Source organism: Comamonas sp. SY3, assembly GCF_041730275.1.
Classification (GTDB): domain Bacteria; phylum Pseudomonadota; class Gammaproteobacteria; order Burkholderiales; family Burkholderiaceae_C; genus Comamonas; species Comamonas sediminis.
In genome coordinates this window covers 102,432-116,887 of the sequence record NZ_JBGTYN010000010.1, presented here as the reverse complement: position 1 = coordinate 116,887, position 14,456 = coordinate 102,432, and the positions used below count along the sequence as shown (strand labels likewise).

The 14,456-nt window shown below is 65.8% G+C and carries 17 protein-coding genes; 14 read left to right on the top strand and 3 right to left on the bottom strand.

Annotated elements, in window-relative coordinates; translation table 11 throughout:
- Window positions 1-380: 380 nt before the first annotated feature.
- From ACCQ08_RS14625 to ACCQ08_RS14605, 5 genes are all read left to right on the top strand, one after another.
- Window positions 381-1,205, top strand: a complete 825-nt coding sequence (locus ACCQ08_RS14625) for a DUF932 domain-containing protein (protein WP_012436201.1) — start codon at window positions 381-383, stop codon at window positions 1,203-1,205.
- A 65-nt stretch (window positions 1,206-1,270) separates the two neighbouring features.
- Complete coding sequence (locus tag ACCQ08_RS14620; RefSeq protein WP_012436202.1) at window positions 1,271-3,310, top strand: ParB/RepB/Spo0J family partition protein; 2,040 nt, start codon at window positions 1,271-1,273, stop codon at window positions 3,308-3,310.
- A 62-nt stretch (window positions 3,311-3,372) separates the two neighbouring features.
- Window positions 3,373-3,582, top strand: coding sequence for a hypothetical protein (locus tag ACCQ08_RS14615; RefSeq protein WP_012436203.1), 210 nt, complete (start codon window positions 3,373-3,375; stop codon window positions 3,580-3,582).
- A 216-nt stretch (window positions 3,583-3,798) separates the two neighbouring features.
- Window positions 3,799-4,260, top strand: coding sequence for a DUF6367 family protein (locus ACCQ08_RS14610; RefSeq protein WP_012436204.1), 462 nt, complete (start codon window positions 3,799-3,801; stop codon window positions 4,258-4,260).
- A gap of 787 nt (window positions 4,261-5,047) precedes the next feature.
- Complete coding sequence (locus ACCQ08_RS14605) at window positions 5,048-5,362, top strand: DUF736 domain-containing protein (RefSeq protein ID WP_003056203.1); 315 nt, start codon at window positions 5,048-5,050, stop codon at window positions 5,360-5,362.
- 365 nt (window positions 5,363-5,727) lie between these two features.
- Here ACCQ08_RS14605 and ACCQ08_RS14600 read toward each other — a convergent pair whose 3' ends face one another.
- Complete coding sequence (locus ACCQ08_RS14600) at window positions 5,728-6,021, bottom strand: helix-turn-helix domain-containing protein (protein ID WP_012436205.1); 294 nt, start codon at window positions 6,019-6,021, stop codon at window positions 5,728-5,730.
- Window positions 6,022-6,244: 223 nt separating this feature from the next.
- Between ACCQ08_RS14600 and ACCQ08_RS14595 the strand changes: the two genes are divergently transcribed.
- From ACCQ08_RS14595 to ACCQ08_RS14555, 9 genes are all read left to right on the top strand, one after another.
- Window positions 6,245-6,592: a DUF2958 domain-containing protein gene (locus tag ACCQ08_RS14595; protein ID WP_012436206.1), complete on the top strand. Its 348-nt coding sequence runs from the start codon at window positions 6,245-6,247 to the stop codon at window positions 6,590-6,592.
- Window positions 6,593-6,933: 341 nt separating this feature from the next.
- On the top strand, window positions 6,934-7,683 hold the full coding sequence (locus tag ACCQ08_RS14590) for a DUF2285 domain-containing protein (protein WP_012436207.1): 750 nt from the start codon (window positions 6,934-6,936) through the stop codon (window positions 7,681-7,683).
- Window positions 7,684-7,766: 83 nt separating this feature from the next.
- Window positions 7,767-8,048: an AlpA family transcriptional regulator gene (locus ACCQ08_RS14585; protein ID WP_012436208.1), complete on the top strand. Its 282-nt coding sequence runs from the start codon at window positions 7,767-7,769 to the stop codon at window positions 8,046-8,048.
- A 26-nt stretch (window positions 8,049-8,074) separates the two neighbouring features.
- The gene (locus tag ACCQ08_RS14580) at window positions 8,075-8,923 is read left to right on the top strand and encodes a replication initiator protein A (RefSeq protein WP_012436209.1); all 849 of its coding nucleotides are present in this window, start codon (window positions 8,075-8,077) and stop codon (window positions 8,921-8,923) included.
- Between the two features lie 253 nt (window positions 8,924-9,176).
- A complete protein-coding gene (gene parA, locus ACCQ08_RS14575) occupies window positions 9,177-9,815 on the top strand; it encodes a ParA family partition ATPase (protein ID WP_012436210.1) in 639 nt (212 codons plus the stop codon).
- Entirely contained in the window at window positions 9,812-10,075 is a 264-nt protein-coding gene (locus tag ACCQ08_RS14570) for a hypothetical protein (RefSeq protein ID WP_012436211.1), read from the top strand. Before parA ends, ACCQ08_RS14570 begins: the two co-directional genes overlap by 4 nt.
- Entirely contained in the window at window positions 10,072-10,605 is a 534-nt protein-coding gene (locus tag ACCQ08_RS14565; RefSeq protein WP_012436212.1) for a DUF2840 domain-containing protein, read from the top strand. Before ACCQ08_RS14570 ends, ACCQ08_RS14565 begins: the two co-directional genes overlap by 4 nt.
- The gene (locus tag ACCQ08_RS14560) at window positions 10,602-11,189 is read left to right on the top strand and encodes a S26 family signal peptidase (RefSeq protein ID WP_012436213.1); all 588 of its coding nucleotides are present in this window, start codon (window positions 10,602-10,604) and stop codon (window positions 11,187-11,189) included. The genes ACCQ08_RS14565 and ACCQ08_RS14560 overlap by 4 nt, the downstream gene beginning before the upstream one ends.
- A 436-nt stretch (window positions 11,190-11,625) precedes the next feature.
- Window positions 11,626-13,608, top strand: coding sequence for a relaxase/mobilization nuclease and DUF3363 domain-containing protein (locus ACCQ08_RS14555; protein WP_012436214.1), 1,983 nt, complete (start codon window positions 11,626-11,628; stop codon window positions 13,606-13,608).
- Window positions 13,609-13,655: 47 nt separating this feature from the next.
- Here the strand turns inward: ACCQ08_RS14555 and ACCQ08_RS14550 are convergent, their stop codons facing one another.
- Both ACCQ08_RS14550 and ACCQ08_RS14545 read right to left on the bottom strand, forming a co-directional pair.
- Window positions 13,656-14,090 (bottom strand): enoyl-CoA hydratase/isomerase family protein, encoded by a 435-nt coding sequence (locus ACCQ08_RS14550; RefSeq protein ID WP_230965135.1) that lies wholly within the window; start codon window positions 14,088-14,090, stop codon window positions 13,656-13,658.
- Window positions 14,080-14,451, bottom strand: coding sequence for an enoyl-CoA hydratase/isomerase family protein (locus ACCQ08_RS14545; RefSeq protein WP_230965136.1), 372 nt, complete (start codon window positions 14,449-14,451; stop codon window positions 14,080-14,082). The genes ACCQ08_RS14550 and ACCQ08_RS14545 overlap by 11 nt, the downstream gene beginning before the upstream one ends.
- Between the last annotated feature and the right edge of the window lie 5 nt (window positions 14,452-14,456).

Below are 14,456 nucleotides of genomic sequence, written 5' to 3'. Positions count from 1 at the left end.
TCCGGCCCGGCTTCCAGCTTCGGGCCTGCGCGCTTCGCTTGCCGTGCAGTCGGCGTGCTGCAGGGCCGTTGCCTTGTCCAGCCGTCTCCCCTGACTTCATCACCTTGTCCGCGACTGTAGCCCGCGGCCGTGGGCCGTCAAGGCGCGCAGGGCCGTGTCCTCGCTGCGCTGCGGGCCGCACCAACCCTGCGCTTGTTTCCTTGACGGCCCCCGTCCACGGGCTCCCTTCCGTCGCGGGCGATGAACTCAGGAAAGACGGTGGCAACAGGGCCAACCGGGTTCCTCGTGCCGACCGCACCGAACAGCCGAAAGGCTGGGCTCCGAATCTTGGAATCCGGTGTGCGGTTTTCTTCAACAGCCTTTTTGTTCAGGAGAACGACATGCTTGCAACCCGTTTCGCCTCCCACTCCCCGACGCTGCGCAGCGACTACCCGCTGTCGGATGACCAGATTCGCAGGGTGGCCCCGTCCATCTTCGCGGATGCCCCGCATGAGAGCCGTTCCGAGCGGTACGCCTACATCCCCACGGCTGCGGTTCTGACCGAACTGCGCAAGGAGGGGTTTCAGCCCTTCATGGTGACGCAGACCCGCGTGCGCGATGAAGGCAAGCGCGAGCACACCAAACACATGCTGCGTCTGCGCCACGCCAGCCAGATCAACGGCGCGGAAGCTAACGAGATTGTGCTGCTGAACTCGCACGATGGCACGAGCAGCTATCAGATGCTGGCGGGCCAGTTCAGGTTCGTTTGCAGCAATGGCCTTGTTTGTGGTGACACGGTGGCCGATGTGCGCGTGCCCCACAAAGGCGACGTGGCCGGACTGGTGATCGAAGGCGCGTATCAGGTACTGAGCGGCTTTGACCGCGTGCGCGATTCCCGCGATGCCATGCGCGCAATCACCTTGGACGATGGTGAATCCGAAGTGTTCGCCCGCGCCGCGCTGGCACTCAAGTACGACGACCCGAACAAGCCCGCGCCCGTCACGGAATCGCAAATCCTGATGCCGCGCCGGTTTGAAGACCGCCGCCCCGACCTGTGGAGTGTGTTCAACCGCACGCAGGAGAACTTGACCAAGGGCGGATTGCATGGCCGCAGCAGCAATGGACGCCGCCAGAGCACCCGGCCCGTGCAGGGCATTGATTCCGACATTCGACTGAACCGCGCCCTGTGGCTGCTGGCCGATGGCATGCGCGCCCTCAAAGCTTAGCCGTTCCCCCGCCGGAGGGGCGGTTTCCCCTCCATTCCCTTGCTTCACTCGATTGGAGATTCACCATGAACGCCGTTACCTACATCGAAACCCAAGCCCTCGACACCCGCGCCAATGTGCTGCAAGCCGCCGACCCGAGCAAGCACATGATTCTGGTTCCGCTCTCGCGGTTGGTGCTGCGTCCCACGGGCCGCAACGTGCGCAAGGCTGTCCCGCGCATGTCCATCCCTGAACTGGCCGCGTCCATTCAGCGCGTGGGCCTGCTGCAAAACCTGATCGTGATTCCCGCCGCCGATGGCCTGCATTACGAGGTGGTGGCCGGTGGGCGCAGGCTGGCCGCATTGAAGTTGCTGGCGAAAAAGCACCGCATCGCCAAGGATTGGGACGTGCCTTGCCTGCAGGTGGCCGATGGCACCGCACGCACGGCGAGCCTCACCGAGAACGTGCAGCGCGAAGCCATGCACCCGGCCGACCAGTTTGAAGCCTTCGCGGCGCTGGTGGCCGAAGGCCGACCGATTGAGGACATTGCAGCGGATTTCTCCGTCACGCCGCTGGTGGTGCAGCGCCGTTTGAAGCTGGCGAACGTCTCGCCGCGCCTGATGGCGGACTACCGGGCCGACGCCGTGAGCCTTGACCAACTGATGGCCCTTTCCATCACCGACGACCACGCCGCGCAGGAAAGCGCGTTTTACGATGCGCCGCAATGGCAACGTCAGCCGTCCGCGCTGCGCGAACGCCTCACCGAGCGCGAGATTGACGCTTACCACCATCCTCTGGTGCGCTTCGTCGGACTGGACAGCTACGAAGCCGCAGGCGGCGGCATCCGCCGCGACCTGTTCGCGGAAGGTGATACGGGCGTGTACCTGACCGACGCCGCGCTGCTGGAACGGCTGGCACAAGACAAGCTGGCGGGCATCGCCGCCGAAGTGAAGGCCGAGGGCTGGGCTTGGGCCGATGCCACGCCGGGCGTGACCCACGCTGACCTGCACGCCTTCCAGCGTGCTCCGAGAGAGCGGCGCGAACCCAACAAGCGCGAAGCGCAGCGCATCGAGAAGCTGCAAGCCAAGATGCAGGAGGTCGCCGAAGCGGTGGATGCCGCGGTGGACGCCGAGGACGAGGACAAGGCCGACGCGCTGCAAGAGGAAGGCGAGCGGCTGGGCGAGCAGTTGCAGGCGCTGGAGGATGGCTTGCAGGGATATGCCGCGAACGTGAAGGCCGCAGCCGGGGCCATCGTCACCATTGACCGCAACGGCGAGGCCGTGATTCATCGCGGGCTGCTGCGCGAGGCCGAGGCCAAGGCGCTGCGCACGCTCGAAAAGCTGCGCCTAGGGTTCAGTGGCGCGGATGCTGCCAGCGATGACGAAGGCGAGGAAGACGAAGCGCCCAAGGCCGCAGCGATTTCCGACCGGCTGGCCCAGCGCCTGAGCGCCCATCGCACCGCTGCGCTGCAAATCGAAGTGGCCCAGCATCCGCAAGTCGCACTGGCCGCGCTGATGCATGGCATGGTGCAGACCGTCTTGCGAGGCCGCTACTACGGCCACGATCTACCGCTGGGCGTGCGCCTCACGGTGCAGGACCGGCTGGAAGGCATGGCCCCGGACTGGCCGGAATCGCCTGCCGCCGTGGCACTGCGCGAATTGCAAGAGGCATGGAGCGGCAAGCTACCCGAGGACAGTGCCGAACTGTTCGCCGCGCTGCTGGCGATGGAGCAAGGCGAGTTGGTCAAGTTGCTGGCGGTGTGCGTGGCCTCGACGGTTGATGTGGTGACACCGCGCGCCACGGCGCAGCAACCCGGTGCGGAACTGGCGCAGGCCGTGGGCCTCGATATGGCCGCATGGTGGAAGCCGACCGCCGAAGGGTATTTCAAGCACGTTCCGAAGGTGGTGGTTCTGCAAGCCGTGGGCGAATTTGCGCCCGAGAGCGTCAATCGGCTGGCGAAGCTCAAGAAGGCCGACATTGCCAGCGAGGCCGAGCGGCTGGTGAACGGCAAGGGTTGGATGCCTGCCATCTTCAAGACGGAAGACGGGCCCGAGAAAGGCCCGCAGGACGGTGCGGAGGAAGTCGCCACCGAGGCGGATGAACCCACTGAAGTGTTGGCCGCTTGACCCGCGCTGAAGGCGCGCGCCCCGGCCTCGACCGGGGCGCTTCGCTGTCAGGAGCACCCCCCATGACCCGCACCACCACCAGCCGCCCGCGCATGGCGGCGATCTACTCCCCCGGCACGGTACGCGCTCGCCGCTGGCACGGCGATGGCGACGTGCGCGGCTACCGCCCGCCCTCGGGCTGGACGGCCCGCGCAGACCTCACCGATATTCACCCCATCACGGGCCGCGCTTTGGTGCGCGCCATGTGGTGGATCATCGAGACGAAGGAATAACCGTCGTCAACACCGCGCCCAGGCCGTTCCGCCCTGGGCGCGGTGAACTTCAAAAAATCCGGGCGCGGCGGTGGCCGCGCCCGGTGTTGAAGGCCAATAGTCCAATCAGAACGCCGCAGCCTTCGCAATGGCTCAGTGCGGCATTGAGATTTCGGCTGGCCCCCTCATATTGCTTGCTTCATGTTTGTAAAACAGTGTCTTCAGGAGGGAATCTAGATGAAGCTTGCTGATATTTTGAAGGACCTTGACGCAGAGAAAGATCCGGACGAAATTTTGATTGAAGTCACGTCGGAAATTTTGAAGCGCTGCGGCCTGCAAATCACATTGGAAAGCCGATGGGAACATTCTGGGCATAAAGACTGGATGTACCGTGTTGACCCGGAAAATCCAAGCATTCCCTTGAAACGTCACATCCACATTGCAAGGAGCAAGCACACCAGCTCAAAAGGTATGCAGGCCTCATGGAATGACGATGGTTCTCGTCACGACAGGGGGTCTTTCAACACCTCTGTCGGTGACACGGCGCGCGTTAGGGAGATTGCGAGAAGCGTTCTGAGTCTCCCGCCAAATGTCACGCTCGAAAGCGCTGACCATCCCGGAGTTGCTGGATCTTGGGTTGACGAAGTGCGGTTTTCCACGGATGGGAAGGTTGCCTACGTTTCCATTCGCGCGCTTTAAGAATGACAGCGTGAGGTGAGCGTGTCGGCGAGTTGCGCCGCCGGGCTTTCGGGCTGCGCCCCGTGCCGACTCCGGCGTCACGGCCATCCGGCTTCAATCCCTCACGCCTTCGCGCCTGCGGCGCTGCGCGCTGCGCTTGCCTCCAGGGGATGGGCGCAAGGCCCATCCCCGCCGCGCAGGCTTGGCGCCCCTCGATACCACCGAACCGGCTGTGCCGGATCGGGCCGGCCAGTGCCTCGCCGCAATGGACGGGTTGGCGAACACGCTGGAGCTTGCTGCGGCAGGTTGTGCGAATCGGTGCCGTCCTCAACGCTGGAGGTTCTCACCCATCACGTCACGAAGGACGGTTCACGGACAGCCCGCCCGGCCTCGCTATGGAGCTTCCACGCCACGCCTCAAGACCGGCGCCGCTCGGTGCGGCCGGGGCGTTTTCGCTTGTCGTCGGGTGGTTGACCTGGCCCGCGTCAGTGGGCGAGCCGGTGCAGCCTTTGTGCGGGGATGCCGAGCCGGCCCTGCCTCCGTTCGGTGCGGTTCGGCCCAAGGCGTCCTTGTGTTGTTGTGAATCCTGGCGGTGGCGCGGCTGCGCCTCGGGCTTCATGGCTGCAACCGTCCAGCGAAAACAATTTCCCCTCTGCTGCGCAGATTCCTCGCGGGCCAAATTGTTTTCTCCTCCCGGTGCTCCACTGCGTTGCGCCCGCAAGCGGTGCAGCCCGCCCGTCCCCCGCCGGCCGGATCACAACAAGGACGCGATGGGCGCGAACCTTGTTCCACCAAAAGGAGATCCATCATGGCCAACATCGGCACCTTCACCGCAGACAAAGACGGCTTCACCGGCACGCTTCGCACCCTGACGCTCAACGTCAAGGTCAAGCTGGTGCCCAACGACAAGGGCGACAACGAGAAGGCCCCGGACTTCCGCCTGCAGGCGGCCAGTCACGACATCGGCGCGGCGTGGAAGAAGACCAGCGAAGCTGGGCGGGAGTACATCTCTGTGACCCTGGATGATCCTTCGTTTCCGGCAACGGTCTATGCCCGGCTAATCGAAGGCGAGAACGGCACGCACGACTTGATCTGGTCGCGCAGCAAGCCCCAGGCGGCCTGACGGCCGCCAGCGCCCCGTCCACCGCGGCGGGGCGCAGTGCTGCCTTCGCGGCACTTCAAGGAGGCGACACCATCGCCTGGGTTGCGCCGTGTCGAGTTGCTTCCTGGGCGTTGCAGCCTTCGGTTGCAAGAATGGCCGGGCGTGTCGGTGCCTTGCACCGCCGGGCTTTGCGGGCTGCGCCCCGTGCCGACTTCGCCGTCACGGCCATCCGGCTTCAATCCCTCACGCCTTCGCGCCTACGGCGCTGCGCGCTTCGCTTGCTTCCCGGGGAAAGCCCTGCGGCCTATCCCCGCCGCGCGATGCTTGGCGCCCCTGCAGTCCCCGAACCGGCGGCGCCGGATCGGCCACGCCAGCGACGTCGCACGCTATGGCGTGTCACTCTTCTTCGTCACAGTCTCCAACTGCTGGCGCACCTGCGCCAGCAGTTGATCGACCTGCTGCAGGTCGTCGCCGGCATAGGCCAGCGTCAGCAGCGTGAGCGGGTGGATCTCCATGACCTCGCACAGCTCGGCGAGCTTGTTCAGGGTCGGACTTTTGAGGTCGCGCTCCAGCGTACTCATGTAGGTGCGGCTGGACACGTCGGAGAACGCCTCCTGGCTCAATCCACGCGCTTTCCTGATGGTCTTTAGTGCCTCCGACAATGTATGTTTCGCTGCCAACCTTGGATCTCCCCAAAATCCAAGATGACAGTCGATTGCGCCCTATAGGACTACAACCTATAGTGTTCATTCATGTAAACCTACCGCTTTTGTGCTTTTACGGAAATCCGTATCTGCGGTTTTGGACGGAAGCGCAAAGCCGCTTGCGTGCCTTTCCTCAAACCCGCCGATACGGTTCTGCGCTTTCACTCTTCGGCGGTTTTGTACGAATGAGGGGGTATCTATGAACCGGCTCATCACCGAGGACGAGCGCAAGCAACTGCTGGAACACGGCCGGGTCCGGGCCGCTGGCTTGGCCAATGACCCGTTGCCCGTGGTGCGGTTGTTCACGCCAGATGCGCACGCCACCTGGCTGCTGACTTCGCTCGATCCCGTCGATGGCGACACGGCCTACGGCCTGATCGACCTGGGAATCAGCATGCCCGAGTTGGGGACGGTGAAACTTTCCGACCTGGCTTCCATCGTCGGGCCACGCCAGCAACCCGTCATGCGGGATCGGTATTTCCGGGCGGTGCGCCCGTTGTCGGAGTACCTGCGGCTGGCTAAGGAGAACGGTTCCGTCCTCGATTGAGCCGTTCGCGCCACGGTCTAGCCGGGCGCATTGAGACTATTTCGGTCTTGCTTCAGACCTGTCAGGTCTTAGTTCGCACTGTTGCACCAAACCGGTGCCATCCTGACGCAAACAGTCATGATGCCGGCCGTGCCATCGGGCACGGTGGGTATCGCAGGAGGCCGCATTTCCTCGCGCGCCACCGTCGCATTCAGACGATCCACGCAATCCATCGGATGCTTTTCGTCTTGACACGCAAGTTACTAATCTACCAGCTTATTCACGATTGGATGCTAGTTCGATGCGGTGACGTTTGCGTGTGAAACCGGTGACGGCCGTCCTGCTCTACGGGAGTTTGCGTCATGGCCGAACCGCACCACCTCGCGCACTGGTATCCGACTGCCGCCTACCTCTACGTGCTGTGCCTGGATACGCTGGCACTGGCCTGGGAGTATCTGCGCCGCCATCCCGATTACCGGCTTGACTGGCTCCACCGTGCGCGCCGCCTCGATGCTGCGCATCGCTGGGGCTTGCGTCTGCTGGAAGACCCGGCCCTGGATGCGCGTGACGCGCATCCGGCCTGGCTGCCTGGCCATGAAGCCGTGGTGCAGCTCCACCCGGATGCCGATCCGCCGCCTGACGCTGCGGCCTTCGCCTTCTGGTGCATCCCCGGTCACAAGCAGCTGCTGCATGACGGCAAGGGCCTGGCGCTGATCGCGCGCAGTTCAGGCCATTGCCTGCGCTATGCGCTGGCGCCTGGCCTGGAGGACGGCATGGCCGTGGCTTACGCCCACCGCGGTCACGGCACCACGCATGTGCCCGACACGCCTGCGCCAATGGCGCGGCCCAGGCCACCGCCTGCGGCGCTGCTGGAGCTGCACACCCTGCAGGCGCTCGATGCGACCCTGGCGGGTGCGTCCTTACGCGACGTAGCTGAAGGCTTGTTCGGCGCGGATGCCGCAGCTGGTTGGTACAGCGACGGCGGCCTGCGCTCCAAGGTGCGCCGCCTGGTGCGGCGCGGCGATGCGCTGATGCGCGGCGGCTATCGCCGCCTAGCACAACTGCCGCCGCTTGAGAAGGGTCGTTTTGAAGAGAGCGCAAAACGACCCTGAGCACGAGGGCTTCGTTTTCTGAGACTGCCTCCATCCGGTTGCGCTGTGTGGCCGGAGCCCTGCAACCGATGGAGGTTCTCACCATGCGTCCTGCTCCCTTGCGGCCTGCCGCTACTGTCTCGACCGCTGCCGCGCAACCGCAGCGTTATCTCACCAACGACGAGGCTGCCGATTACCTGCGGCTGTCGCCGCGCACGCTGGAAAAGCAGCGCGTGCTGGGTGGCGGCCCCAAGTTTCGCAAGTTCGGCCGCCGCGTCATGTACGCCGTGGCCGACCTCGATGCCTGGGCTGCGGATCGCAGCTTCGAGAGCACGTCCGATCCCGAATACGCCGAGCAGCACTCGGCGGACAGCCGTGCGCGCTGATCGCTGGAGTGCGGGTGGCCTTCGCCATGTCCAGCCCATCCGGGGCAGTCAGGCAGGAGCGCGAACAGCTCGATCTGTTCCGCGCCTTGCCGGGCAACATGGCGCCGCGCGACAGCCAGGACCTGATGGCCTTTCCGTTCTTCTCGCTGGCAAAGTCGCGGCGCACGGCGCCCATCGACTTCCAGGCCAGCGGCGTGACGATCCGCGTGGAGGGCACGCAGGAGCACGGCATCGCCACGATTTGGGACGCGGACGTGCTGATCTGGGCGGCTTCGCAGATCGTGGAAGCCCGCGACGCGGGCTTGCGCCCGTCGCGGCTGATGCAGGCCACGCCCTACGAGATCCTGCGCTTCATCGGGCGCGGTACGTCGCTGCGAGACTACCAGCGCCTCAAGGCGGCGCTGGATCGCCTGCAATCCACGACGGTGGCCACGTCGATCCGCGAGACGACTGGGCGGCGCCTGCATCGCTTCTCGTGGATCAACGAGTGGAAGGAGCTGGCCGATGCCAAGGGCACGCCCTTGGGGCTGGAGCTGATCCTGCCGGACTGGTTCTATGCGGGCGTGCTCGATGCCGCGCTGGTGCTGACCATCGATCCGGCGTATTTCCAGCTGACGGGCGGGATCGAGCGGTGGCTGTACCGTCTGGTGCGCAAGCACGGCGGGCGACAGCCGGGCGGCTGGCAATTCGACTTCCGGCACCTGCACCGCAAGTCGGGCAGCACGGCCAAGCCCTACGACTTCGCCTGCGACCTGCGCGCCCTGGTGGCGCGGCAGTCGCTACCGGGCTACGTCCTGGGCATCGAGCGGCTGGATGGCGCCGAGCTGCTGACGTTCCGGCCAGGGCGTCCCGTGCCGTCCGCGGCACGGGGATAAACGGTGCGCGCCCTGTGGACGGACTCGTGCTATCAGGCGTGCCCGGTGTCGTGCTATCAGGCGTGGGACTATCGTGCTATCAGGCGTGTCCATCGGCCGCAAAGCCAATGCTGGCGCGGGTTTCGGCCTCCCTTAACTTCCCTAACTTAAAACATCTAACTGATAGTAGAAGCGCCGCGCCACGGTGGACAACCACCACGCTGCCCGAAATCCAGCTGCAACAGCCAGGCTTTCCAACGCGGAGGGCCAGGCCATGATCGTCGCGCTGCTGAACCAAAAAGGCGGCGTGGGCAAGACCACGCTCGCCACCCACATCGCCGGCGAGCTGGCGATGCGCGGGCAGTCGGTCATCCTGCTGGATGCCGATCCACAGGGCTCCGCGCTGGACTGGACACAGCGCCGCAGCCAGCAAGGTTTGCCAAGGCTGTTCAGCGCCGTGGGCCTCGCACGCGAAACGCTGCATCAGGAAGCACCAGAACTCGCCAGGCGGGCCGATCATGTCGTCATCGACGGCCCGCCGCGCATCGCCGCCTTGGCGCGCTCCGCGCTGCTGGCGGCCGAGCGCGTGCTGATCCCGGTTCAGCCCAGCCCCTACGACCTGTGGGCTTCTGCCGAGATGGTGGCGCTGATCCGCGAGGCGCAGGTGTTCCGGCCAGCGCTGCGCGCGGCCTTCGTCATCAATCGGCGCGTCAGCACCACCGTAATCGGACGCGAGGCACGTGGCGCGCTGGCCGAGCAGCCGCTGCCTGCGCTGCGCGCGGAAATGCATCAGCGCATCGTGTTCGCCGACAGCGTGGCCGCTGGCCGGCTTGCACGCGAGACGGCGCCGGACAGCGCCGCCGCGCGCGAAATCGCTGCGCTGGTCGATGAACTGCTGCGGTGGCCGTCATGAGCAGTCCCGCCAGCAAGCGCACGGCAAAGCGCGTCGGTATCGGCGCGCGTCCGCCCGCGAATCCGCACGCTGAGGCGTGGATTCGCCAGGGCAGCGCCGATGACCTCCAGAAAGGCGACCTCTACACAGCTCGCCTGACCCTCGACATCACGCCCGCCATGCGGGCGCGCATCAAGGTATCGGCCTTCACGCTAGGCGTGACGGTGGCCGATCTGCTGCGCGCGCTGCTGGAGCGCGAATTCCCGGAGAAGTCCTCATGAACACGTCCGCCTCAACGACTTCGACTGCATCGGCACCGCCGTCCATCCCGCCTGTCGGCGTGGCCGACGGCGTGCCGCTGACGCGCGTTGCGCTCGCATACATCGACCAACGCTTCGACCTCTACCTGCGCTTCGGTGATCCTGCTCACATCATCCGGTTGGATCGCTGGCGCCGCTGCGCGGTGTTCACTCCGAATGCGGTTCTCTGCCGCATCCGTTGGCAGGCCAACGACTACGGCACGATCCGCTGGCAGCTCATGGTGATGCAGGCGTGCATGTCGATGGATGGCGCGCAGCGCATCCCCGGCGTGCAGCCAGGCGCGCGCCTGTTGCTGCACGCCGAGGGTGAGCAGTCGGTGCGTGCGGTGCTGGCACGCATCGACGCCATCGAGGCGCTGGGCATCGTGCCTGCTGGCGCTTCGCCCGCGTACTGGCGCACGCTGGGCAACCGGCTCGCGGCGCGCCTGCAGTTGCCCGAATACAGCGCCGAGCGGCACGCCGCCTGGCTGGCCGGGAGAGCGCTGTCATGACCACGATTTCTGTTTCCACTGCTGTCACGCATCCTCGCTCGCGCCTGCGCGCTCGCATCGTGCTGGCGGGCCTGTCCGTCTGCGGCCTCGCTGCGCTGGCCTGGGCGTCCTTCGTGCATCCACTGCCGCGCCTGACCTACAACCCGTCCGACAGCGTGGCGGTCGGTTGGTATCGCGTCGATCCGCTCGACCATCGCACCAGCTCGCCGCCACATCCTTTGTCCGTGGGCAGCATCGTGCTGGTGCCGCTGCCTGCCGAGGCTGCCGCGCTCGCTGCGCAGCGCGGCTACCTGCCGACGCGCATCCCGTTGCTCAAGCGCGTGGGCGCGGTGGCGCCGCAGGAGGTGTGTATCGCCGACGGCAGAGTCCTTATCGACGGCGTGCCTTCGGCCGCCGTGCTGTCTGCCGATCGCTGGGGCCGGCCGCTGCCATCCTGGCAGCAGTGCCACCGCCTTCGGCCTGGCGAGCTGTTCCTGCTCAGTGTCACCAATCCGGCGTCGTTCGACAGCCGGTATTTCGGGCCGGTCAGCGCAGCCGCCGTGATCGGCGTTGCGCGTCCGGTCTGGTTGGAGTCGCGCCCATGACGGCCGCCGATTCGCTGCGCATCGTCGTGCTATTGGGCGTGTCGTTCGGGCTGCTGTCGCGGTGTCGTCGTGCGTGCAGTGCGAGCGCATCCGCGCGGCACTTCGCGCTGCCTCCGGCGCAGCCGTCCCACGTGCAGGCGTCTTGCCTCGAACACGGCTGGCCTGCGGCCATCGCCGTGTTCGCCGGTGCGCTGGCTGCTGGTGCAGCCTTGCCACCGGGCCGCAGTTGCCGGGAGCGGATGCGAGAGGCAAATGCGGAAGGCAAGACAAAAGGGTGCGGCACCTGTCGGCCCGCAAAGCCAGTCTGCACATGGGGGTGGCGCGACACGCAGCGGCTTCGCCACCGTGCCGCGTGGGGCGCGAAGCCCGCGCCGATGCGGGCATGTCCGCGTGCTTCGCACGCCCGGACACGCCAGAACTTGCAAGGAGCACAGCCATGACCGACCGCCGCGACGACGATTTCCGCATCCGTCCCAGCGCCCCGAAGAACCGGGGCCAGAGCTTCGTCTCCAAGGTACTCAAGCAGGCGGGCAAGGCCAGCGGCGGTAAGTCCTCGGTGCGCCGTCCTGGTGGCAGTAGCAAGAGTGCCGGCTCCGGCCAGCGGCCCGGCTCACGCTTGGGACGCGGCCACACGGCGGCGCGCTTCGCGGGGGCGAAGCTCACGTCCATGTCGCGGCGTGTGACCATCAAGACGCTGCTGCTCAATCAGCACCGAGCCAGCCCGCAGTCGCTTGCCAAGCACCTGCGCTATATCGAGCGCGATGGTGTGGGCCGCGATGGCGAGTCGGGCCAAGCCTACGGGCCGCAGACCGATGCCGCCGACCTCGATGCGTTCAAGGAACGCTGCGCCGACGACCGGCATCACTTCCGCTTTATCCTTTCGCCCGAAGATGGCGCGGAGCTGGAAGACCTGCGCACCTATACCCGGCACCTCATGGGTCGCATGGAGGCCGACCTTGGCACGGGCCTCGATTGGGTGGCCGTCAATCACTGGAACACCGACAACCCGCACACGCACATCGTCGTGCGCGGGCGCGACGACACCGGCAAAGACCTCATCATCGCGGGCGACTACATCGCCGATGGGTTCCGCCATCGCGCCGCCGAACTGGCGACCGAATGGCTGGGGCCGCGCACCGAGCTGGAGATCCAGCAGACCTTGCGGCGCGAGGTGGATCAGGAGCGGTGGACGAGCCTGGATCGCACCTTGAAGCGCGAGGCCGGCGACGATGGCATGGTGCATGTCGAACGGCTCAACGAACCCCGACTGCAACGCCAGCGTCTGCTGCTGATCGGCAGGTTGCAGCGTTTGCAGCGCCTGGGCCTGGCCGACGAGGCCCAGCCCGGCACGTGGACCGTCCACAACGATGCGGAAAAGACCCTGCGCGCCCTGGGCGAGCGCGGCGACATCATCCGCACCATGCAGCGGGCCATGCGCGGCGAGCCACGCGAACTGGCGGTGTTCGAGCCTGGGGACGATGGCCGAACCATCCTCGGCCGCGTGGCCGCGAAGGGGCTGGCCGACGAACTGCACGACCGGGGCTATCTGGTCATCGACGGCGTGGACGGCAAGGCCCACTACGTTGCGCTCAACGCCCGCGACGAGCTGGCGAACTATCCGACCGGCGCCGTGGTGGAGGCAAGGAGATCGGCTGACGTGCGCGCGGCCGACAAGAACATCGCCGCGTTGGCGAGCGATGGCCTGTACCGCACCGACCACCACCTTGCCATCGCGCAGGGTCAGGCCGTGCCCGGCCGCGATCCGCAGGAAGTGGTCGCGTCCCACGTCCGCCGGCTGGAAGCCTTGCGCCGTGCCGGTATCGTGGAACGGGTGGCCGAGGGGCTATGGAAGGTGCCGGACGACTTGCCCGAGCAGGGCCGTCGCTACGATGCGCAGCGCCTGGGCGGCGTGGCGGTGGAGCTGAAATCGCACCTGCCCATCGAGCGGCAGGCCCGCGTGATCGGAGCCACCTGGCTCGACCAGCAGTTGATCGGCGGCGGCTCGGGCCTGGGCAACCTGGGCTTTGGCAGCGAGGTCAACCAGGCGATGCAGCAGCGCGCCGAATTCCTGGCCGAACAGGGGCTGGCAGAGCGGCGCGGGCAGCGCGTAATCCTCGCGCGCAATCTATTGGCGACACTACGCGATCGGGATGTGATTCGGGCTGCCAAGGATATTGCCACCGAAACCGGGCTGGAACACCGTCTGGCGGCCGATGGCCAGCGCGTGACCGGCATCTACCGGCGCAGCCTCATGCTCGCCAGTGGCCGCTTTGCCATGCTCGATGATGGTATGGGGTTCAGCTTGGTGCCATGGACGCCGGTCATCGAACAACGACTCGGCATGCTGATTTCTGGGCAGGTACATGGTGGCACCCTATCCTGGCAAATCCGACGGCAGCAGGGTTTATCCGTTACCTGACGCCAGCAGCGATTGAGCACCTACCGACCGGATGCGTCTACAGCCGTTCAGCGTCCGGCAAACTGCGGGACTCGCTTTGCGACGAACGCGTGAACCGCTTCCAGCGAATCTGTGGTTTTCGAGGCTCGATTCATTTCGGCCGCCTCCAGCCTCAATGAGGTCGCCAGATCACTCTCGAAGGCAGCGAGTTGCAGGCGCTTGGCGCCCGCATAACCTTGCGTTGGTCCGACCGAAAATTGCACCGCCATACGCCGCGCTTCGCCCAGCAGGCTCTCGCCAGGAACCACTTTCTCGACCAATCCCCAGGCCAAGGCCTCGTCCGAACTGACTACGCGATTGGTCAAGATCATGTCTCGTGCGCGTCGTCCACCCACTGCGCGTGGAAGTAGCCAGCTGATGCCGAAATCCCCCGCGTATCCGAGGCCGGTATGGGCCGCCACAAACTTCGTCCCACTTGCGGCAATCAGGTAGTCAGAGGCCAAGGCAAGCCCGAGACCGCCTCCGGCCTCCGGCTACCGCGCCTTGTACGGCGCAGACTACCGGGAACGGCAGGCTGGCGAATTGAGGAATCATGCTTTCGGCCACTCTCAGTTCGTCATCGACCAAGGTAGACAACGCATCGCCTGCGGCCACCATTTCTTCGATGTCGCCTCCGCAACTGAACATCCGGCCCTCGCCGCGCAGCAGCAAAGCTCGAATCGAGCCATCGCGTTCGACATCTGCAATGACACCAGCGAGCACGTTTACGACCGACGTGCTCAACGCATTCATTTTTTTTGGCGAGTTGAGTGTTATGGTCGCGACGGCACCATTCTTTTCGAGAATTACCGGATTTCCAGGCATGCTGA

Bases quoted from the DNA above. Each gene is read 5' to 3' on its own strand.
- ACCQ08_RS14625 (WP_012436201.1), top strand. From the start codon at position 381: ATGCTTGCAACCCGTTTCGCCTCCCACTCCCCGACGCTGCGCAGCGAC.
- ACCQ08_RS14620 (WP_012436202.1), top strand. From the start codon at position 1,271: ATGAACGCCGTTACCTACATCGAAACCCAAGCCCTCGACACCCGCGCC.
- ACCQ08_RS14615 (WP_012436203.1), top strand. From the start codon at position 3,373: ATGACCCGCACCACCACCAGCCGCCCGCGCATGGCGGCGATCTACTCC.
- ACCQ08_RS14610 (WP_012436204.1), top strand. From the start codon at position 3,799: ATGAAGCTTGCTGATATTTTGAAGGACCTTGACGCAGAGAAAGATCCG.
- ACCQ08_RS14605 (WP_003056203.1), top strand. From the start codon at position 5,048: ATGGCCAACATCGGCACCTTCACCGCAGACAAAGACGGCTTCACCGGC.
- ACCQ08_RS14595 (WP_012436206.1), top strand. From the start codon at position 6,245: ATGAACCGGCTCATCACCGAGGACGAGCGCAAGCAACTGCTGGAACAC.
- ACCQ08_RS14590 (WP_012436207.1), top strand. From the start codon at position 6,934: ATGGCCGAACCGCACCACCTCGCGCACTGGTATCCGACTGCCGCCTAC.
- ACCQ08_RS14585 (WP_012436208.1), top strand. From the start codon at position 7,767: ATGCGTCCTGCTCCCTTGCGGCCTGCCGCTACTGTCTCGACCGCTGCC.
- ACCQ08_RS14580 (WP_012436209.1), top strand. From the start codon at position 8,075: ATGTCCAGCCCATCCGGGGCAGTCAGGCAGGAGCGCGAACAGCTCGAT.
- parA (WP_012436210.1), top strand. From the start codon at position 9,177: ATGATCGTCGCGCTGCTGAACCAAAAAGGCGGCGTGGGCAAGACCACG.
- ACCQ08_RS14570 (WP_012436211.1), top strand. From the start codon at position 9,812: ATGAGCAGTCCCGCCAGCAAGCGCACGGCAAAGCGCGTCGGTATCGGC.
- ACCQ08_RS14565 (WP_012436212.1), top strand. From the start codon at position 10,072: ATGAACACGTCCGCCTCAACGACTTCGACTGCATCGGCACCGCCGTCC.
- ACCQ08_RS14560 (WP_012436213.1), top strand. From the start codon at position 10,602: ATGACCACGATTTCTGTTTCCACTGCTGTCACGCATCCTCGCTCGCGC.
- ACCQ08_RS14555 (WP_012436214.1), top strand. From the start codon at position 11,626: ATGACCGACCGCCGCGACGACGATTTCCGCATCCGTCCCAGCGCCCCG.
- ACCQ08_RS14545 (WP_230965136.1), bottom strand. From the start codon at position 14,451: ATGCCTGGAAATCCGGTAATTCTCGAAAAGAATGGTGCCGTCGCGACC.